Below are 18,579 nucleotides of genomic sequence, written 5' to 3'. Positions count from 1 at the left end.
ACATATCCTTGTTAAATGAGAGGGATGGACTGATTCTGCCATAAAAAAGCCCCAACAATCTGGGGCTAAATCATGATCAGGTATTTCTTATAACGACCACATTTCCGTTGGGTTGTTTGGTCACAGAAATATGTTCCAGACTGGTCAGCGAAAAATCAACCTCGTTCAGACGCGGCGTATCCGCTGGCGCGTTGACTGCGATGACATGACACCCAGCTGCCAGTCCTGAAAGCACCCCGGCGGGGGCATCTTCCACCACGGCACATTCCTGCGGCGCCAGGCCCAGAAGCTGAGCGCCTAACAGATACGCGTCTGGCTCTGGTTTCCCTCTTTTTACCCGCTCGGCGGTGACAAACACTTCAGGAGCAGGAAGCCCAGCAACACGATGGCGCGCCCGTGCGACCGGCATAGAACCTGAGGTCACAATCGCCCATGGAATACCCGCTTTATTGAGATGGTTGAGTAAATCAACAGCCCCAGGCAACGCAGTGATCCCGGCGGTTTCCGTCGCTTCGATCTGCTCCAGACGGGTAAACTCCGCGGCGATCTCTGCCTCAGATTTGCCCACCATAAAGTGTCGCAGGGAGGTAATGGCCTGCTTGCCATGAATAAAGCCGAGCACCTCGGCGTGATCGAGGCCAAAACGATCGGCCCAGTTGCACCACGCACGCTCTACTGCGGGTAAGGAATCGACCAGCGTTCCATCCAGATCAAACAGAAAACCTTTGCACTGCACGCTCGCCCCCTCAGGCATTAATGATTTGGTTAATTTCATTCGCGCTCAGGTGATACTGGCGCGGGCAAGAGTGCCAGACGTTCAACATACGCTGATATTTTTCCCACATCGGGGTCTGGGCGTTGAAGCCATGCGTACCCGCATCAAAGTGGGTATAGCGACCTTCCACATTCACCATAAAGCGAACGTATCCGAGGAAACGGGCTTCCGTTGCGGCGTCAAAACCGAGGAAAGTCACGCGGCGCTCATCAATAGCCTGTGCATCCTTAAGATTAGTCCAGGACACATGTAATGCGTGATACATCTCCATAATATCGATAATCGTACGACAGGTTTCTTCCGTCAGTTCACCAAACTCACGATCCAGCTCACGCATCTGCAAGCCGTAACCGCGTTCAATAATCGTCTGCAAACGACGATAACGCTCGGCGTTAGTTGGGTCGAGCATAGTCATCATTTTGTACTGATTCGACAAAATCAGACGTTGAGCGTTGGTCATTTCCATTTGGGACTCCTGTATCACTACTACTGCGATGAAAAAAAAGAAGGCATCTTGTGCCTTCTTTTATATGCGTAATCAGGGGTCAATTACAAATCATCAAGGAAAGTTTTATCCAGTTGTTTGAAGGCGCGCTTAAGCGTGTCAGCCAGCGCCTGGTAATCCGGCTTTCCTTCTACCGGAGAGAGCGCCTGCCCGGCTTCTTGCAATTTACCCCGAACTTCGTAGAACCAGTTGAGTATTGAAGGCGGTAGCGGCGTTACGGAACGTTTACCCAGCCACCACATGCCCTGCATCGGCAGGCTGAGCGCAAACAGCGCAGTCGCCACGGCCGGTCCCAACTGTCCTCCTAGCGCAATTTGCCAGCATAAGGTGAAGACGGCGATAGGCGGCATAAAACGGATTGCGTAACGTGTCATACGGATCACACGGTTCTCTACAAACACGGGCGCGAGGCGCTTTTCCATTGGCCACGTCTTCGCGTAGTGCTGCCCCCGGCGAAACAAGCTAAAAAAATTGACGGAACGATTATCCGGTGTCGACATGGCGGTTACCTCAACTTCACATATAAAAATTAAAAAATTTGTGCAAAACAACAACTACAAGGGACATCGTTCAAAACATTTTGTCTTTGATACCCACATTCAGGTATCCTGTGCCGGCCTGTAAGGCCTTTAGTCCAAAATCATTGAGTCGTCAAATTGACACATAGTATGCCATTGGCTGAAAAATACGCAAAATGACATAGACTCAAAGGTATTTATTCCATCGTGCCCAAAAAGACCATGGCGCATGATGTTAATCATAAACGTCGGTGTCATCATGCGCTACGCTCTATGACTCCCTGACGTTTTTTTAGCCACGTATCATAAATAGGTACTTCCATGTCGAGTAAGTTAGTACTGGTTCTGAACTGCGGTAGCTCCTCACTGAAATTTGCCATCATCGATGCAGTAAACGGTGAAGAATACCTTTCTGGTTTAGCCGAATGTTTCCATCTCCCAGAAGCACGTATCAAATGGAAAATGGATGGCGGTAAACAAGAAGCGGCTTTAGGTGCAGGCGCCGCTCACAGTGAAGCGCTGAATTTTATCGTTAATACTATTCTGGCACAAAAACCAGAACTGTCTGCTCAGCTGACTGCGATTGGTCACCGTGTTGTTCACGGCGGCGAAAAATACACCGGCTCTGTAGTTATCGACGATTCCGTTATTCAGGGTATCAAAGATGCAGCCTCTTTTGCACCGCTGCACAACCCTGCACACCTGATCGGTATCGCTGAAGCGCTGAAATCCTTCCCGAATCTGAAAGACAAAAACGTGGCCGTATTCGACACCGCGTTCCATCAGACTATGCCGGAAGAATCTTACCTCTACGCCCTGCCGTACAGCCTGTACAAAGAACATGGCGTTCGTCGTTACGGCGCGCACGGTACCAGCCACTTCTTCGTCACTCAGGAAGCGGCTAAAGTGCTGAACAAACCGGTTGATGAGCTGAACATCATCACTTGCCACCTGGGCAACGGCGGTTCTGTATCTGCTATCCGTAACGGTAAATGTGTTGATACCTCCATGGGTCTGACCCCACTGGAAGGTCTGGTGATGGGTACGCGTTCCGGTGACATCGACCCGGCGATCATCTTCCACCTGCACGACACCCTGGGCATGAGCGTTGACCAGATCAACAAAATGCTGACCAAAGAATCCGGCCTGCTGGGTCTGACCGAAGTCACCAGCGACTGCCGCTATGTTGAAGATAACTACGCGACTAAAGAAGACGCTAAACGTGCAATGGACGTTTACTGCCACCGTCTGGCGAAATACATCGGTTCTTACACTGCGCTGATGGATGGTCGTCTGGATGCCGTTGTCTTCACCGGTGGTATCGGTGAAAACGCCGCGATGGTTCGTGAACTGTCTCTGGGCAAACTGGGCGTTCTGGGCTTTGAAGTAGACCACGAACGTAACCTGGCCGCACGTTTCGGCAAATCTGGTTTCATCAACAAAGAAGGTACCCGTCCTGCGGTGGTTATCCCAACCAACGAAGAACTGGTTATCGCGCAAGACGCGAGCCGTCTGACCGCCTGATTTCACACCGCCAGCCTAGCTGGCGGTGCTGTTTTGTAACCCGCCTGAAACGGGCGGTAACGAAAGAGGATAAACCGTGTCCCGTATTATTATGCTGATCCCTACCGGAACCAGCGTCGGTCTGACCAGCGTCAGCCTTGGCGTGATCCGCGCAATGGAACGCAAAGGCGTTCGTCTGAGCGTCTTCAAGCCGATCGCTCAACCGCGTGCCGGTGGCGATGCGCCAGACCAGACTACCAGCATCGTCCGTGCTAACTCTTCTCTGCCAGCCGCTGAGCCGCTGAAGATGAGCCACGTTGAATCTCTGCTGTCCAGCAATCAGAAAGATGTGCTGATGGAAGAGATCATCGCGAACTACCACGCGAACACTAAAGACGCTGAAGTTGTCCTGGTTGAAGGCCTGGTCCCAACCCGTAAACATCAGTTCGCGCAGTCTCTGAACTACGAAATCGCGAAAACGCTGAATGCAGAAATCGTCTTCGTTATGTCTCAGGGCACCGATACCCCGGAACAACTGAACGAGCGTATTGAACTGACTCGCAGCAGCTTCGGTGGCGCGAAAAACACCAACATCACCGGCGTAATCGTTAACAAACTGAACGCACCGGTTGATGAGCAGGGCCGTACTCGCCCGGATCTGTCCGAGATTTTCGATGACTCTTCCAAAGCGAAAGTGATCAAAGTTGATCCGGCTAAACTGCAAGAATCCAGCCCGCTGCCGGTTCTGGGCGCGGTGCCATGGAGCTTCGATCTGATCGCTACCCGTGCAATCGATATGGCGCGTCACCTGAACGCCACCATCGTAAACGAAGGCGATATCAATACCCGTCGCGTGAAGTCTGTGACTTTCTGCGCACGCAGCATTCCGCACATGCTGGAACACTTCCGCGCAGGTTCCCTGCTGGTGACTTCCGCTGACCGTCCGGACGTGCTGGTTGCTGCATGCCTGGCAGCGATGAACGGCGTAGAAATTGGCGCCCTGCTGCTGACCGGTGGCTACGAAATGGACGCGCGCATTACCAAACTGTGCGAACGTGCATTCGAAACCGGCCTGCCGGTATTCATGGTAAACACCAACACCTGGCAGACCTCTCTGAGCCTGCAGAGCTTCAACCTGGAAGTTCCGGTTGACGATCACGAGCGTATCGAAAAAGTTCAGGAATACGTTGCTAACTTCATCAACGCTGACTGGATTGAATCTCTGACCGCAACGTCTGAGCGCAGCCGTCGTCTGTCTCCACCAGCGTTCCGTTATCAGTTGACCGAGCTGGCGCGTAAAGCGGGCAAACGCGTTGTTCTGCCGGAAGGCGACGAACCGCGTACCGTTAAAGCGGCAGCCATCTGTGCTGAACGTGGTATCGCAACCTGCGTACTGCTGGGTAACCCGGATGAGATCACCCGCGTTGCGGCCTCTCAGGGCGTTGAACTTGGCGCTGGCGTAGAAATCGTTGATCCAGATGTGGTTCGCGAAAGCTACGTTGCTCGTCTGGTCGAACTGCGTAAGAACAAAGGCATGACCGAAACCGTTGCCCGCGAACAGCTAGAAGACAACGTCGTTCTCGGTACCCTGATGCTGGAACAGGACGACGTTGACGGTCTGGTTTCCGGTGCCGTTCACACTACTGCGAACACCATTCGTCCACCGCTGCAGCTGATCAAAACTGCACCGGGTAGTTCCCTGGTGTCTTCTGTGTTCTTCATGCTGCTGCCGGATCAGGTTTACGTTTACGGCGACTGCGCGATCAACCCGGATCCAACCGCAGAACAGCTGGCAGAAATCGCTATTCAGTCCGCTGAATCCGCGATTGCCTTCGGTATCGAACCGCGCGTTGCGATGCTCTCCTACTCCACCGGTACCTCTGGTGCAGGTAGCGACGTAGAGAAAGTTCGTGAAGCGACTCGTCTGGCGCAGGAAAAACGTCCTGACCTGATGATCGACGGCCCGCTGCAGTACGACGCCGCCGTTATGGCTGACGTTGCGAAATCCAAAGCACCGAACTCTCCGGTTGCAGGTCGAGCTACCGTGTTCATCTTCCCGGATCTGAACACCGGTAACACCACCTACAAAGCGGTACAGCGTTCTGCCGACCTGATCTCCATCGGGCCGATGCTGCAGGGTATGCGCAAGCCGGTGAACGACCTGTCTCGTGGCGCGCTGGTAGACGATATCGTCTATACCATCGCACTAACCGCGATCCAGTCTTCCCAGCAGCAGCAGTAATCTGCCGAGTGTGCCGGATCTCTTATCCGGCAACTCATCTACTTATCAAACCGGAAATAGCTGATATTTCCGGTTTTTTTATGTCTGTTTCCCCTTTGGCATAATCTGAAATATTTGCCTGAATGCGCTGCATCAATGAATAACTATTCTTCTGTTCGCATACTTACCCTCTTTTGCGTTGCAACAGGGATAGTCTTTCATGTCAGCAGTAACAGAATCACAGCCAGCCAAAAAATGGGCGATGCCCGACACGCTGGTGATTATTTTTTTCGTCGCCATTTTAACCAGTCTGGCGACATGGGTTGTTCCCGTCGGGATGTTCGACAGCCAGGAAGTGCAATATCAGGTTGATGGACAAACCAAAACCCGTAAGGTGGTTGACCCCCATTCCTTTCGTATTCTGACCAATGAAGCTGGTGAAGAGCAGTATCACCCGGTTAAGTTCTTTACCACCGGAGATGAGCGCCCAGGCCTGATGAACTTTCCGTTCGAAGGCTTAACCTCCGGCTCGAAATTCGGCACTGCGGTCGGCATCATTATGTTTATGCTGGTCATTGGCGGCGCATTTGGCATCGTTATGCGTACCGGCACCATTGATAACGGCATCCTGGCGCTCATCCGCCATACGCGGGGCAACGAGGTCCTCTTTATCCCAGTGCTGTTTATTCTCTTCTCCTTAGGCGGCGCGGTGTTTGGCATGGGGGAAGAGGCGGTTGCCTTTGCCATTATCATCGCGCCGCTGATGGTGCGCTTGGGTTACGACAGTATCACCACCGTTCTGGTTACCTATATCGCGACTCAGATTGGTTTCGCCAGCTCATGGATGAACCCATTTTGCGTGGTGGTCGCGCAAGGTATTGCGGGGGTGCCAGTGCTCTCTGGTTCCGGTCTGCGCATCGTGGTCTGGGTGGTCGCTACGCTAATAGGACTAACCTTCACGCTGGCCTATGCGGCACGCATCAAAAAGAATCCGCTTTTGTCTCGGGTACATGAATCCGACCGCTTCTTTCGCGAGCAGCAGGACGAGATCGTGGAACGACGCTTCACGCTCGGTGACTGGCTGGTACTGATGGTACTGACGGGCGTGATCGTGTGGGTCATTTGGGGCGTTATCGTCCACGCATGGTTCATTCCTGAAATCGCCAGCCAGTTCTTCACCATGGGCCTGGTGATTGGCATTATCGGCGTCGTGTTTCGGCTCAACGGCATGACGGTCAACATCATGGCCTCCTCATTCACTGAGGGAGCACGAATGATGATTGCTCCTGCCCTGCTGGTTGGTTTTGCCAAGGGCATTTTACTGCTGGTCGGTAATGGAGAGGCGGGTGAAGCCAGCGTGTTAAACACGCTGCTGCACAGTATTGCCAACGGCATTAGCGGTCTGGATAACGCCATAGCAGCGTGGTTTATGCTGTTGTTCCAGGCGGTGTTTAATTTCTTCGTCACCTCCGGCTCCGGTCAGGCAGCGTTGACCATGCCGCTGTTAGCGCCGCTGGGCGATCTGGTTGGCGTCAACCGTCAGGTTACCGTGCTGGCCTTCCAGTTTGGCGACGGATTCAGCCATATTATCTATCCGACGTCGGCATCTCTGATGGCTACGTTAGGTGTTTGTCGGGTGGATTTTCGTAACTGGCTGAAGGTAGGTGCTACGCTGTTGGGGCTGCTGTTTATTATGTCCAGCGTGGTGGTGATTGGTGCGCAGATAATGGGTTACCATTAAAAAGCGCGCGTCCGGCCTACTCGATTTCTCGACGCAGTAGGCCGGATGAACAGAGGTTACTCAGCTTCTTCCTGCTTTTCGGCTTTCGCACCTTCATTTTTGGCGTTGCGGGTCATCCACAGCGACAGGGCTTTCAGCGAATCCGGAGTGAACTCGTCGCAACGCGCGGTAATTTCTTCCGGCGTCAGCCAGCAAACTTCGCTAATTTCTTCTTCCTGTAGCGCGAACGGTCCGTGGGAAACACAGCTAAACAGCCCGCCCCATACGCGACAGTTCTGGTCTTCAAAGTAAAACTGACCATGCTCGGCAAACGGCACGCCCGCAATCCCCAGTTCCTCTTCTGCTTCACGGCGCGCTGATTCCAGCATCTGCTCGTCAGCCTGAACAACACCGCCTGCGGTGGCATCCAGCATACCGGGCAAAAAATCTTTTGTCTCAGTGCGACGTTGAACCAGAATTTTGCCCATACCATCATGCACAACGATATACGTTGCACGATGGCGTAAGCGTTGCGCCCGCATTTGTTCCCGGCTGGACTGTGCAATGACCTCGTTGTCTTCATTCACAATATCCACCCATTCAGTACTTGCCAAACGACGCTGTTCCACCATCAGGAAACCTTCTTTTTTCTGGCGCTCTTACGGCGCGTTTATGTTTGTGGGGTAAATTACGGATTAATCTCGACCTGCGCAATAACACTTTGATCATTGAGTGCCATTACGCTGAGAACATTATCATCCAGAATCCCGTAACTTGCCGCAAAACCCCCTTTAGGGATGCTTACCGAGCCGGGATTGAAATAATAGATATCCTCGCGCAGCTCAGCAACCGGCAGATGAGTATGCCCATAAACCAGAACATCGCCCGCATTGAGCGCCGGCATATTTTGCGGGCCAAAAAGATGTCCGTGCGTCAAAAAGAGTCGCTGGTTTTCTGTCAGAATTTGCTGCCACGGCGCAGTCATCGGAAAATGCAGGAGCATCTGATCCACTTCGCTGTCGCAATTACCACGCACCGCAATAATTCGCGATGCCTGTTCATTCAGCCGTTCTGCAACCTGCGCAGGTGCATAGCCTTCTGGAAGCGCATTACGCGGCCCGTGGTTTAAAACATCACCCAATATCACCAGCCATTGCGCGCCGCTTGCAGCAAACCGTTCGAGTACGCGTTCCGTGGCTGGCAACGAACCATGAATGTCCGATGCGAACATCAGTTTCATCACTCACTCCTCGTTGAAAAGTACCTTGTAATGATACTGGATTACGGCCCGTTTTTCAGCAGGAACGCTTCGCGGAAAGCGCGATAAAACGCTGTACTGAAGCGCGCTGCCACTGGAAGGTGGCGTATTCCGCAAGCGCTTCCGGAACCTCATCGCCATTCAGGACCAGGCGATTAAGCATTAGCGCTAAATCACAGTCAGCAATACACCATTCGCCAAATAAGTTCTGCTTACCGTGGCTCAGTAAACTTCCGGCAGTAGCGAACAATTTTTCCGCACTGGCTTTTCCCGCTTCGCTTAATGGTCCTTTCTTCACGCCAGCAAAAACGACATCCGTTGAGCGTTCTTCACGGATAGGCATTAAATCGCTGCGGATCCACGCCTGAACCTGGCGCGCCCGCGCCCGTTTTTGCACATCGTGCGGATAGATACGCTCCCACTGTGGCGGCGCGAAGCTCTCTTCCAGGAATTCCGTAATCGCTGATGATTCGCTCAGCTCAAAACCATCGATCTCAAGGACCGGTACGCGGCGCGTCAAGGCGTAACCTTGCCATGAAGGTTGCAAATGTTCTCCACTGTTGAGATCAACAGTTTTCAGCGTAAAAGGCAGCCCTTTCTCTTGCAGAGCGACATAAACAGACAGCACGTAAGGGGAGAAAAAATTGGCATCTGACCACAGCGTAATTGCAGGTTTGCTCATAATGTCCTCTGAAGTGTATTAGCTTGCCTTCAAAATATAGAGTCTTTCTCTCGCTGTCACTTGATGAAAACTCAAGCACGCCAACAGGCTCTATACTTGTTATGACCCGGTTCATGACAAAACGGATGCTGAAAATGATCGATCTCTATTACACGCCATCGCCAAACGGTCACAAAATCACGTTGTTTCTTGAAGAGGCGCAGCTGCAATACCGTCTGATTCATGTCGATATCAGCAAAGGTAGCCAGTTTCACCCCGATTTTCTGCAGATCTCGCCGAACAATAAAATCCCGGCCATTATCGATCATGCCCCGGTGGACGGCGGAAGGCCCATCAGCTTGTTTGAGTCCGGAGAAATTTTACTCTATCTGGCGGAAAAGAGCGGTAAGCTGCTCAGCGGTGAATTACGCGAACGCCACACCACGCTGCAGTGGCTGTTCTGGCAGGTCAGCGGTCTGGGTCCTATGCTGGGGCAGAATCATCATTTCAGTCATTACGCTCCGCAAACGATCCCTTACGCCATTGAAAGATACCAGGTTGAAACCCAGCGCCTGTACAACGTGATGAATAAACGTCTGGAATCGTCACCCTGGCTGGGAGGCGATCACTACAGCATTGCCGACATTGCCAGCTGGCCGTGGATCCACGCCCATCAGCGTCAGCGCATCGACCTAGACAACTACCCGGCGGTCAATAACTGGCATGAACGCATTCGTACACGTCCCGCGACTGAACGCGCCATGCAGCACGCACAAAGCGAGAAGCGATGACGCAATTCGGTTCTCGTGTATCATGCAAAGGTTCATACATGGAGGAAACCTGCAATGTCACAACCTGACGCTATTATTCGTATAAAAAACCTTCGTCTGCGCACTTTTATCGGCATCAAAGAAGAGGAGATCCTTAACCGCCAGGATATCGTCATCAACATTGCCATTCACTATCCGGCAGACAAAGCCCGTACCAGCGAAGATATCAACGACGCGCTGAATTATCGCACAATCACCAAGAGCATCATTGCCCACGTGGAGGGTAACCGCTTCTCATTGTTAGAAAAATTAACTCAAGATGTGCTCGATATCGCACGCGAACATCACTGGGTCACTTATGCTGAAGTGGAGATAGATAAACTTCACGCATTGCGTTACGCCGACTCAGTTTCTATGACGCTGAGCTGGCAGCGCTAAAACGTAACCCGGGAGGCGACATGCAGATTCTGATTACCGGCGGTACTGGCCTGATTGGACGTCATCTGATCCCCTGCCTGCTGGAACTGGGGCATCAGATAATTGTAGTGACACGTACCCCTGATAAGGCTCGTCAGATTCTCGACTCTCGGGTCACGTTATGGAAAGGACTGGAAGAGCGGCAACATCTCAATGACATTGATGCCGTGATTAACCTTGCCGGAGAACCTATTGCAGATAAGCGCTGGAGCGCACAGCAAAAGGAACGCCTGTGCCAGAGCCGTTGGGGCATTACGCAGAAACTGGTCGATTTAATCAATGCCAGCGAGACGCCGCCCTCAGTGTTAATCTCCGGTTCCGCTACCGGTTACTACGGCGATTTGGGCGAAGTTGTGGTTACGGAAGAAGAGCCACCGCATAACGAATTTACCCATAAGCTGTGCGCCCGCTGGGAGCAAATTGCCAGCACTGCGCAAAGCGACAAAACCCGCGTGTGTATGCTGCGTACCGGCGTGGTACTAGCCTCTGCTGGCGGTATTCTGGCGAAAATGGTCCCGCCGTTTCGTCTTGGCTTAGGCGGCCCAATCGGTAACGGACGACAGTATATGGCCTGGATCCATGTTGATGATATGGTCAACGGAATTATCTGGCTGCTGAATAATGATCTACGCGGTCCCTTCAATATGGTTTCGCCATACCCGGTGCACAATGAGCAGTTTGCCCACGCGCTGGGACACGCTCTAAACCGCCCTGCCATTCTGCGCATTCCCGCCACCGCTATGCGGCTGCTGATGGGCGAGTCTTCGGTGCTGGTCCTCGGCGGGCAGCGAGCATTGCCCAAACGCCTGGAAGCGTCCGGTTTTGCATTTCGCTGGTACGATTTAGAAGAAGCGTTGGCGGATGTGATCCGATAATCCCGTAGCTCTATTCACGGTCGCTGTTGTGGTGGTAAGGTTATAGGCCAGATTTCCGCAATGGCGACGTTATGGCGATAATTTCGACTCCCCGACTTACCCTCTCCTTATTTAAATTTTCTGACTGGTCATTTTTCCAGAGATTACGTGAATGCCCGGAAGTCATGCGCTATATGGGTGATATTGCCCCAGCGAAAGACACGCGTCTGTTATTCGCCAGACGTCTGGCTGCACAGCATACTTTTGTCATCCGCGAGCATAACAAATCAACGCCTCTCGGTGATATTGGCCTGCAAATCAGCCATTTATACCCACACGAGGCCGACCTCGGCTACGCCATTTTGCCAGAAGCTCAGGGGAAAGGGATTGCCAGCGAAGCCGTGACGGCAGTGTGCCAGTACGCTTTCGAGCGCACGGACGTCACGGCGATAAACGCTTACGCACTCGCGGAGAATAAGGGTTCTGTTCGTATTCTGGAAAAAACGGGGTTTGTGCGTACGCAGGTACTGGAAAAGGCGTATGAGATTGATGGCATCGCCTACGACGACTGGGTGTTTCGGCTGGAGCGCGACGCGCTAAAATTGTAAGCCCGGAAAACGTAACACCTCCGGGCAGGTGATTTACTTCAACGAACCTTTGAGGAACTGCTGCAAACGTGGACTTTGCGGATTACCGAATACCTGCTCCGGGTCGCCCTCTTCCTCAATTTTCCCCTGATGCAGGAAAATCACGTGCGTGGAAACATGACGGGCAAACCCCATTTCGTGAGTCACCACCACCATGGTTTTCCCCTCTTCGGCCAGCTGTTGCATAATGCGCAGCACTTCACCCACCAGCTCAGGATCTAGTGCCGATGTGGGTTCATCAAACAGCAACACTTCCGGCTCCATCGCCAGCGCACGGGCAATGGAAACACGCTGCTGCTGACCACCGGACAGATGCACCGGATATTTGCCCTGCGCGCGCTCATCAATGCCCACTTTAGCCAGATACTTCACCGCACGGTCGCGGGCTTCCTGTTTGCTCAGCCCCAACACCTGGATCGGCGCTTCCATGACGTTTTCCAGCACCGTCATGTGGCTCCACAGATTAAAGTGCTGAAAGACCATCGTCAGACGCGTGCGCAGCAGGCGCAGCTGATTTTTGTCCGCAACCTTGAGCTGACCGTCTTTGTCGCGCACCAGACCAATGTTCTGACCACTGACTACAATCGACCCGGCGCTTGGTTTCTCAAGAAAGTTAATGCAGCGCAGGAAGGTACTTTTACCGGAACCTGACGAGCCAATAATACTGATAACATCACCCGCGTTGGCCTGCAGCGACACCCCTTTCAGCACTTCATGTTCGCCGTAGTGCTTATGTAAATCGATAACGTTTAATTTATTTTCAGACATCGTGTTACTCGAATCATTTAGAGGATACATGCTGCAACCAGCGTTTTTCCGCTTTACGGAACAGACTGATCAGGACATACGAAATAATCAAATACAGTACAGCGGCAATACCGAAGGCGGTAAACGGCTGATACGTTGCCGAGTTGATATCGCGGGCGATTTTCAACAGGTCAGGTACCGTTGCGGTAAACGCCAGCGCCGTGGAGTGCAGCATTAAAATGACTTCATTGCTGTAAGCCGGCAACGCAATACGCAGCGCGGAAGGTAAAATAATGCATCGATACAGTTTGAATGACGAGAAACCGTATGCGCGAGCAGCCTCAATCTCACCGTGAGGCACAGAACGGATAGCCCCGGCGAAAATCTCAGTGGTATAGGCGCAGGTATTCAGCGTCAACGCCAGCACGGTGCAATTCAGCCCGCTGCGGAAAAACGCGTTGAGGAAGTCCGTGCCTTTGACGATCTCCAGCGTATACATCCCGGAATAAAACACCAGTAGCTGAACGTACAGCGGCGTGCCACGAAAAATATAGGTGAACAGCCAGATAGGAAACTGGATAAATTTATTACTGGAAACGCGGCCAATAGCCAAAAAGAGCGCAAGTATTCCGCCCATCACTACTGACGAAATCAAAAGCCACAGGGTGATAGCGACGCCAGTGTAGCGATATCCGTCGGTCCACAGCAGGGATTTCCAGTATTCCTGAATAATCTCGATCACAGGTCAGCCCTCTTTACACCCACGGAATAGCGGCGCTCAAGGTACAGCAGCACACCATTAGAAACAGTGGTAAACACCAGATAGATGACCCCGCACACGACGGCAAAATAGAACGGCTCCCAGGTACTCTTCCCGGCAAGCTGGGTCGCTTTCACCACGTCTTCCAGGCCGAGCAGCGACACCAGTGCCGTAGCCTTAAGAATAACCTGCCAGTTATTACCGATTCCCGGTAAGGCATAACGCATCATCGCCGGGAACATAATGCGACGAAATATTTGTGAGCTGGTAAAGCCAAACGCCGTCGCGGCTTCAATATGGCCTTTTGGTACAGCCATAAACGCACCGCGAAAAGTTTCGGTAAAGTAGGCACCGTAGATAAATCCAAGGGTGATAATGCCCGCAACCATCGGATCGATATCAATCTGGCCGATACCGATGGCATCGGTAATGGTATTCAGCGCGATTTGTAATCCGTAGAAGATGAGCAGCATTAAGACCAGATCGGGCACGCCGCGGATTAGCGTTGTGTACCCTTCGAAAATAAGCCCCATTGCCCGGCTTTGCGACAGCTTTGCTGCTGCGCCGACAAGACCTATCAGAACCGCCAGTACCACCGAGCTGAGTGCCAGCTCCAGCGTAACAATTGCGCCCTGTAAAATAACACCTGAAAAGCCATACAACATGCTGCCTGTCCTGTCGTGTGTGGTGGAGTAGTAAGCCTCTTTTGATATTTTGTCTCGTCACTTTATGCCTGATGGCGCTTCGCTTATCAGGCCTACAAGCTTTCGTCGTAGGCCTGATAAGGCGCAGCCGCCATCAGGCAATAAGTCGATCAAAAATCTACGGGCTTTATCAGCACCTGCGGTAATTAACCGCCGTAAACATCAAAATCGAAGTACTTTTTCGCCAGCTTCTCGTAAGTACCGTCAGCTCGCATTTCGGCAAAGGCTTTGTTCAGCGCTTCGCGCAGCTCGTTATCGTCTTTGCGCAGCCCCATACCGGTACCCACGCCGAACAACTTCTCGTCTTTCACAGACGGACCGCCGAATTTGTAATCTTTACCGACTGGCTGTTTCAGGAAGCCTTCGCTGGCCGCGACTTCATCCTGGAACGCGGCGTCAATACGCCCTGCAGTCAGGTCAGAATAGATATTGTCCTGCCCCTGATAAGAGACAATCTCAATACCTTTTGGCGCCCAGTGTTCGTTGCCGAACGTTTCCTGGGTGGTGCCCTGCAGCACACCAACACGTTTACCTTTCAGCGACTCAATGGTCGGCTGAATAGCTGAATCTTTAGCGACAACCAGACGCGAGTCGGCTGCATAAAGCTTGTCAGTAAAAGCGATTTCCTGCTGACGTTTTTCAGTAATGGAAAGCGAGGACATGATGGCATCGATTTTCTTCGCTTTTAGCGAAGGGATCAGCGCGTCCAGCGGGTTTTCCACGAAGGTACATTGCGTATTGATACGTTTGCACAGCTCTTTAGCCAGATCGATATCAAAACCGACTAATTCACCCTGGGCATTTTTCGATTCGAACGGCGCATAAGTAGGATCGGTACCGATACGAATTTTTTGCGGAATGGCTGCAAATGCTGCGGTAGCACTGGAGAAAGCCAGAACCAGAGAAAGAGACAACACCAGTTTTTTCATAACTATCCTCAACAGACTGTCTTTTATAGGGGATCTTTACAGGACCAGGTGCAGTTATCGTGCCATTAATCAGGCCGACAAGGCAAAGCATTCTACCCTGCCGGCGGTATTTATTTGCATGAAAAGCGCTTAAGTATGCACTCATGCTTATTAAGTCAGCGATAAAAGCACCAAAACAGTGCACTGAATGTATTATGCACCGTAATGGTTACCCGCAATGGTGCAGTCAATTCTCCACGCCGCTGTATTAATCGCCGTAGACATTAAAATTAAAATATTTGCTCGCCATTTTGTCGTAGGTGCCGTCTTTACGCAGTTCACCCAGCGCTTTATCAAAAGCGGCTTTCAGCTCGGTGTCATCTTTGCGCAAACCAATCCCGGTTCCGTCGCCAAAGTATTTTTTATCTTTCACCGAAGGGCCTGCAAAGTCGTAGTCCTTACCGGCAGGTTGCTTCAGGAAGCCTTCGCTGGCCGCGACCTCATCCTGCAACGCTGCGTCGAGACGGCCCGCCGTCAGATCAGAATAGATAAGATCCTGGTTCGCATAGGCCACCACATCCACGCCTTTACTACGCCAGTTGTCATTGGCATAGGCTTCCTGAGTAGAGCCTTGCAACACGCCAACGTGTTTACCCTTGAGGGAGTCCAGAGTCGGTTTAATTGGGGAACCTTTCGCGGCGATCAGCCGTGAGTCTGCTGCGTAAAGTTTGTCTGAGAATGCAATCTCTTGCTGACGCTTCTCGGTGATAGAAAGCGAGGAGATAATGGCATCAATTTTTTTCGCTTTCAGCGACGGGATCAGCGCATCAAAGTCGCTGGCAACCCAGGTACATTTGATCTGCATGCGCTTACACATCTCATTTCCCAGATCGATATCAAAGCCGACAAAGTCGCCTTTGGCATCTTTAGAGGAAAAAGGTGCATACGTTGTATCTGTACCAATACGAACCGTCTGCGGAAGTGCTGCGTAGCTGGCCGCGGTGGCGGAGAGTCCTACCAGCAAAGACAAAGCAAGAACCGTCTTCTTCATACATAACCCTCAAGTGGCGTAATTTTATTATGTTTTACGTTGTGTTGTGTGTTTGCAGACTTTTTCATGCAGGTCTTATGCCATTTTCGCGTCGATGAGGATATTCGACGTTAAATATGTTAATAAAACGTTGCAATAATGTCCTGATTTTGAAGATAGCAGGTCTGACGGTCGAACCGCAGCGTTTCGTTGAGTTTTAACGAATTAAATGTTGAGGATATGATCGCGGTTACAAAATTGCCCTGAAACAGGGCAACGGATGTTTCTTTGCACGCTGATGGAACGGCTTAGGCCCCTTGCCAGCGGGTGAACAGGTCCTGCGGAAGGGTAATATCAAACTGGTCAAGCACGCGATTAACCGTTTGATTAATCACATCATCGAGCGTTTGTGGACGATGATAGAACGCCGGGACAGGTGGCATAATCACCGCCCCAATTTCTGCCGCCTGGGTCATGAGGCGCAGATGCCCCAGATGCAGCGGCGTTTCGCGTACACACAGCACCAGCGGACGACGTTCTTTCAACACCACATCTGCCGCACGGGTAAGCAACCCATCGGTGTAACTGTGGACAATGCCGGAAAGGGTTTTGATTGAACACGGCAGGATAACCATGCCGGCGGTCTGAAAAGAACCAGAGGAGATACTGGCGGCGATATCGCGCGTATCATGATTCACATTTGCCAGCGCCTGCACGTCGCGCACAGAGAGGTCCGTTTCCAGTGCCAGCGTCTGCCGGGCAGCGGCACTCATCACCAGATGGGTTTCCACATCGGTAACGTCACGCAAAACCTGCAGCAGGCGCACGCCGTAAATTGCCCCGCTTGCGCCAGAAATACCAATGATGAGTCGTTTCATGTGTAATAGCCCTTACTTGCTCAGGGCCGACTTTGCAGGAAATTACGGTGAGTTGCAAGCAAGGGTGCAGGTTGCGCCCTTGCTTGCGAGCAAACATTAACCTTCGTTGTGCATTTCAAGGTTTTCCGCTTCGTTCTGACGCAATACCGCTTTAGCATCATCATTACGCAGGGAGTCGAGGAAATCGAGATATTGCTGGTCGACGTCTTTGGTGACGTACACACCGTTAAACACTGAACATTCAAACTGCTGAATATCCGGATTCTCAGCACGGACAGCTTCAATCAGATCGTTCAGGTCCTGGAAGATCAGACCATCTGCGCCGATTATCTGGCGAATCTCGTCCACTTCACGACCATGCGCAATCAGCTCCGTTGCCGTAGGCATATCGATGCCATAAACGTTCGGGAAGCGAATTTCCGGGGCGGCAGAGGCCAGATACACCTTCTTCGCTCCGGCTTCACGCGCCATCTCGATAATTTGTTCTGAAGTGGTGCCGCGCACGATGGAATCATCCACCAGCAGCACGTTTTTATCACGGAATTCCGCACGGTTAGCGTTCAGCTTACGACGTACTGATTTACGGCGCAGCTGCTGGCCCGGCATGATAAAGGTGCGTCCCACATAGCGGTTTTTCACAAACCCCTGACGGTACGGCTTACCGAGAATACGGGCAATTTCCAGCGCGATATCGCAGGAGGTTTCCGGGATTGGGATTACTACGTCGATGTCCAGATCTTCCCACTCACGGGCAATTTTTTCGCCAAGCTTAGTCCCCATATTCACACGGGCGCTGTAGACGGAAATCTTGTCGATAAAGGAGTCAGGACGAGCGAAGTATACGTATTCAAACAGACACGGATTGCTCACCGGGTTATCAGCACACTGACGGGTAAACAGCTGGCCTTTTTCGGTGATATACACCGCTTCGCCAGGAGCTACGTCGCGCAGGAATTCAAAGCCCAACGTGTCCAGCGCTACGCTCTCAGACGCCACCATGTACTCGGTACGGCCATCGCCAATATCGCGTTTGCCCATTACCAGTGGACGGATACCGTTAGGGTCGCGGAAGGCAACCATACCGTGACCGATAATCATCGCCACGCAGGCATAGGCGCCGCGAATCTGGCGGTTGGTTGCCGCAATGGCAGCAAAAATATTGTCGGCCTCCAGCGGGTAATGGCGGAAGTTATCCAGCTCGCTGGCGAAAATATTCAGCAGAATTTCAGAATCTGAAGTGGTATTGATGTGGCGGCGCTTTTCTTCAAACAGCTTTTTACGCAACTCATGCGCGTTGGTCAGGTTGCCATTATGGGCAAGCGTGATGCCATACGGTGAGTTGACGTAAAAAGGTTGAGCTTCGGAGGCGCTGGAGCTGCCAGCCGTTGGGTAACGCACATGACCGATGCCCATATTGCCCTGCAAACGCTGCATATGGCGCGCTTCAAAAATATCGCTCACCATTCCGTTTGCTTTACGCAAGCGGAAGCAGTTGTTGGCATCAATGGTGATGATGCCAGCAGCATCCTGACCACGATGCTGGAGCACCGTTAACGCGTCATAAATCGACTGGTTTACCGGCATAACACCGGCGATACCGACAATACCGCACATACGTCTTTTCCTCGTTCAGCAACGACCCA

Annotated in this window: 20 protein-coding genes; 7 read left to right on the top strand and 13 right to left on the bottom strand. The window is 52.1% G+C overall.

What is annotated here, in order from left to right; translation table 11 throughout:
- Positions 1 to 76: 76 nt before the first annotated feature.
- From OGV71_RS13585 to yfbV, 3 genes are all read right to left on the bottom strand, one after another.
- Complete coding sequence (locus OGV71_RS13585; RefSeq protein WP_085951580.1) at positions 77 to 754, bottom strand: sugar phosphatase; 678 nt, start codon at positions 752 to 754, stop codon at positions 77 to 79.
- Positions 747 to 1,241 carry a YfbU family protein gene (locus OGV71_RS13580; RefSeq protein WP_003028086.1) on the bottom strand — a complete coding sequence of 165 codons (495 nt, stop codon included), beginning with the start codon at positions 1,239 to 1,241 and terminating at the stop codon, positions 747 to 749. The genes OGV71_RS13585 and OGV71_RS13580 overlap by 8 nt, the downstream gene beginning before the upstream one ends.
- Positions 1,242 to 1,324: 83 nt before the next feature.
- Positions 1,325 to 1,780: a terminus macrodomain insulation protein YfbV gene (yfbV, locus tag OGV71_RS13575; RefSeq protein ID WP_003028087.1), complete on the bottom strand. Its 456-nt coding sequence runs from the start codon at positions 1,778 to 1,780 to the stop codon at positions 1,325 to 1,327.
- A 339-nt stretch (positions 1,781 to 2,119) separates the two neighbouring features.
- Between yfbV and ackA the strand changes: the two genes are divergently transcribed.
- The 3 genes from ackA (at position 2,120) to yfcC (ending at position 7,263) form a co-directional block, all read left to right on the top strand.
- The gene (gene ackA, locus OGV71_RS13570) at positions 2,120 to 3,322 is read left to right on the top strand and encodes an acetate kinase (protein ID WP_003028092.1); all 1,203 of its coding nucleotides are present in this window, start codon (positions 2,120 to 2,122) and stop codon (positions 3,320 to 3,322) included.
- 76 nt (positions 3,323 to 3,398) lie between these two features.
- Positions 3,399 to 5,543: a phosphate acetyltransferase gene (pta, locus tag OGV71_RS13565; protein ID WP_003028094.1), complete on the top strand. Its 2,145-nt coding sequence runs from the start codon at positions 3,399 to 3,401 to the stop codon at positions 5,541 to 5,543.
- Between the two features lie 199 nt (positions 5,544 to 5,742).
- Complete coding sequence (gene yfcC / locus OGV71_RS13560) at positions 5,743 to 7,263, top strand: putative basic amino acid antiporter YfcC (RefSeq protein WP_071697026.1); 1,521 nt, start codon at positions 5,743 to 5,745, stop codon at positions 7,261 to 7,263.
- A gap of 56 nt (positions 7,264 to 7,319) precedes the next feature.
- On the opposite strand, the gene yfcD is transcribed toward yfcC, so the two are convergent.
- Genes yfcD through yfcF form a run of 3 tightly spaced genes read right to left on the bottom strand, consistent with a single transcriptional unit; the run spans position 7,320 to position 9,182 of the window.
- Positions 7,320 to 7,874 (bottom strand): NUDIX hydrolase YfcD, encoded by a 555-nt coding sequence (yfcD, locus tag OGV71_RS13555; RefSeq protein ID WP_071697025.1) that lies wholly within the window; start codon positions 7,872 to 7,874, stop codon positions 7,320 to 7,322.
- A gap of 56 nt (positions 7,875 to 7,930) precedes the next feature.
- Positions 7,931 to 8,482 (bottom strand): phosphodiesterase, encoded by a 552-nt coding sequence (gene yfcE, locus OGV71_RS13550; protein ID WP_046670104.1) that lies wholly within the window; start codon positions 8,480 to 8,482, stop codon positions 7,931 to 7,933.
- A gap of 55 nt (positions 8,483 to 8,537) precedes the next feature.
- Positions 8,538 to 9,182: a glutathione transferase gene (yfcF, locus tag OGV71_RS13545; RefSeq protein WP_003839339.1), complete on the bottom strand. Its 645-nt coding sequence runs from the start codon at positions 9,180 to 9,182 to the stop codon at positions 8,538 to 8,540.
- Between the two features lie 134 nt (positions 9,183 to 9,316).
- Between yfcF and yfcG the strand changes: the two genes are divergently transcribed.
- From yfcG to OGV71_RS13525, 4 genes are all read left to right on the top strand, one after another.
- Positions 9,317 to 9,952 carry a GSH-dependent disulfide bond oxidoreductase gene (gene yfcG, locus OGV71_RS13540; protein ID WP_003845076.1) on the top strand — a complete coding sequence of 212 codons (636 nt, stop codon included), beginning with the start codon at positions 9,317 to 9,319 and terminating at the stop codon, positions 9,950 to 9,952.
- Positions 9,953 to 10,006: 54 nt separating this feature from the next.
- Complete coding sequence (gene folX / locus OGV71_RS13535) at positions 10,007 to 10,369, top strand: dihydroneopterin triphosphate 2'-epimerase (RefSeq protein WP_003028107.1); 363 nt, start codon at positions 10,007 to 10,009, stop codon at positions 10,367 to 10,369.
- A 20-nt stretch (positions 10,370 to 10,389) separates the two neighbouring features.
- The gene (locus tag OGV71_RS13530) at positions 10,390 to 11,283 is read left to right on the top strand and encodes a TIGR01777 family oxidoreductase (RefSeq protein ID WP_003028110.1); all 894 of its coding nucleotides are present in this window, start codon (positions 10,390 to 10,392) and stop codon (positions 11,281 to 11,283) included.
- Between the two features lie 71 nt (positions 11,284 to 11,354).
- A complete protein-coding gene (locus tag OGV71_RS13525) occupies positions 11,355 to 11,870 on the top strand; it encodes a GNAT family N-acetyltransferase (RefSeq protein ID WP_016150708.1) in 516 nt (171 codons plus the stop codon).
- A 33-nt stretch (positions 11,871 to 11,903) separates the two neighbouring features.
- On the opposite strand, the gene hisP is transcribed toward OGV71_RS13525, so the two are convergent.
- From hisP to purF, 7 genes are all read right to left on the bottom strand, one after another.
- On the bottom strand, positions 11,904 to 12,677 hold the full coding sequence (gene hisP, locus OGV71_RS13520) for a histidine ABC transporter ATP-binding protein HisP (RefSeq protein ID WP_003028114.1): 774 nt from the start codon (positions 12,675 to 12,677) through the stop codon (positions 11,904 to 11,906).
- 13 nt (positions 12,678 to 12,690) lie between these two features.
- Positions 12,691 to 13,398: a histidine ABC transporter permease HisM gene (gene hisM, locus OGV71_RS13515; RefSeq protein ID WP_003028116.1), complete on the bottom strand. Its 708-nt coding sequence runs from the start codon at positions 13,396 to 13,398 to the stop codon at positions 12,691 to 12,693.
- On the bottom strand, positions 13,395 to 14,081 hold the full coding sequence (locus tag OGV71_RS13510; protein WP_003028118.1) for a histidine ABC transporter permease HisQ: 687 nt from the start codon (positions 14,079 to 14,081) through the stop codon (positions 13,395 to 13,397). The genes hisM and OGV71_RS13510 overlap by 4 nt, the downstream gene beginning before the upstream one ends.
- A gap of 185 nt (positions 14,082 to 14,266) precedes the next feature.
- Positions 14,267 to 15,049, bottom strand: coding sequence for a histidine ABC transporter substrate-binding protein HisJ (gene hisJ / locus OGV71_RS13505; RefSeq protein WP_003028120.1), 783 nt, complete (start codon positions 15,047 to 15,049; stop codon positions 14,267 to 14,269).
- Between the two features lie 247 nt (positions 15,050 to 15,296).
- Positions 15,297 to 16,079, bottom strand: coding sequence for a lysine/arginine/ornithine ABC transporter substrate-binding protein ArgT (gene argT / locus OGV71_RS13500; RefSeq protein ID WP_003028123.1), 783 nt, complete (start codon positions 16,077 to 16,079; stop codon positions 15,297 to 15,299).
- A gap of 287 nt (positions 16,080 to 16,366) precedes the next feature.
- Positions 16,367 to 16,936 carry a UbiX family flavin prenyltransferase gene (locus OGV71_RS13495; protein WP_003028125.1) on the bottom strand — a complete coding sequence of 190 codons (570 nt, stop codon included), beginning with the start codon at positions 16,934 to 16,936 and terminating at the stop codon, positions 16,367 to 16,369.
- Between the two features lie 96 nt (positions 16,937 to 17,032).
- Entirely contained in the window at positions 17,033 to 18,550 is a 1,518-nt protein-coding gene (gene purF / locus OGV71_RS13490) for an amidophosphoribosyltransferase (protein ID WP_003028127.1), read from the bottom strand.
- Positions 18,551 to 18,579: the final 29 nt, after the last annotated feature.

It is taken from the genome of Citrobacter sp. Cf088 (assembly GCF_030334295.1).
Taxonomy (GTDB): domain Bacteria; phylum Pseudomonadota; class Gammaproteobacteria; order Enterobacterales; family Enterobacteriaceae; genus Citrobacter; species Citrobacter freundii.
The sequence above is the reverse complement of the archived record's forward strand: the minus strand, read 5'-3'. Positions and strand labels throughout refer to the sequence as shown.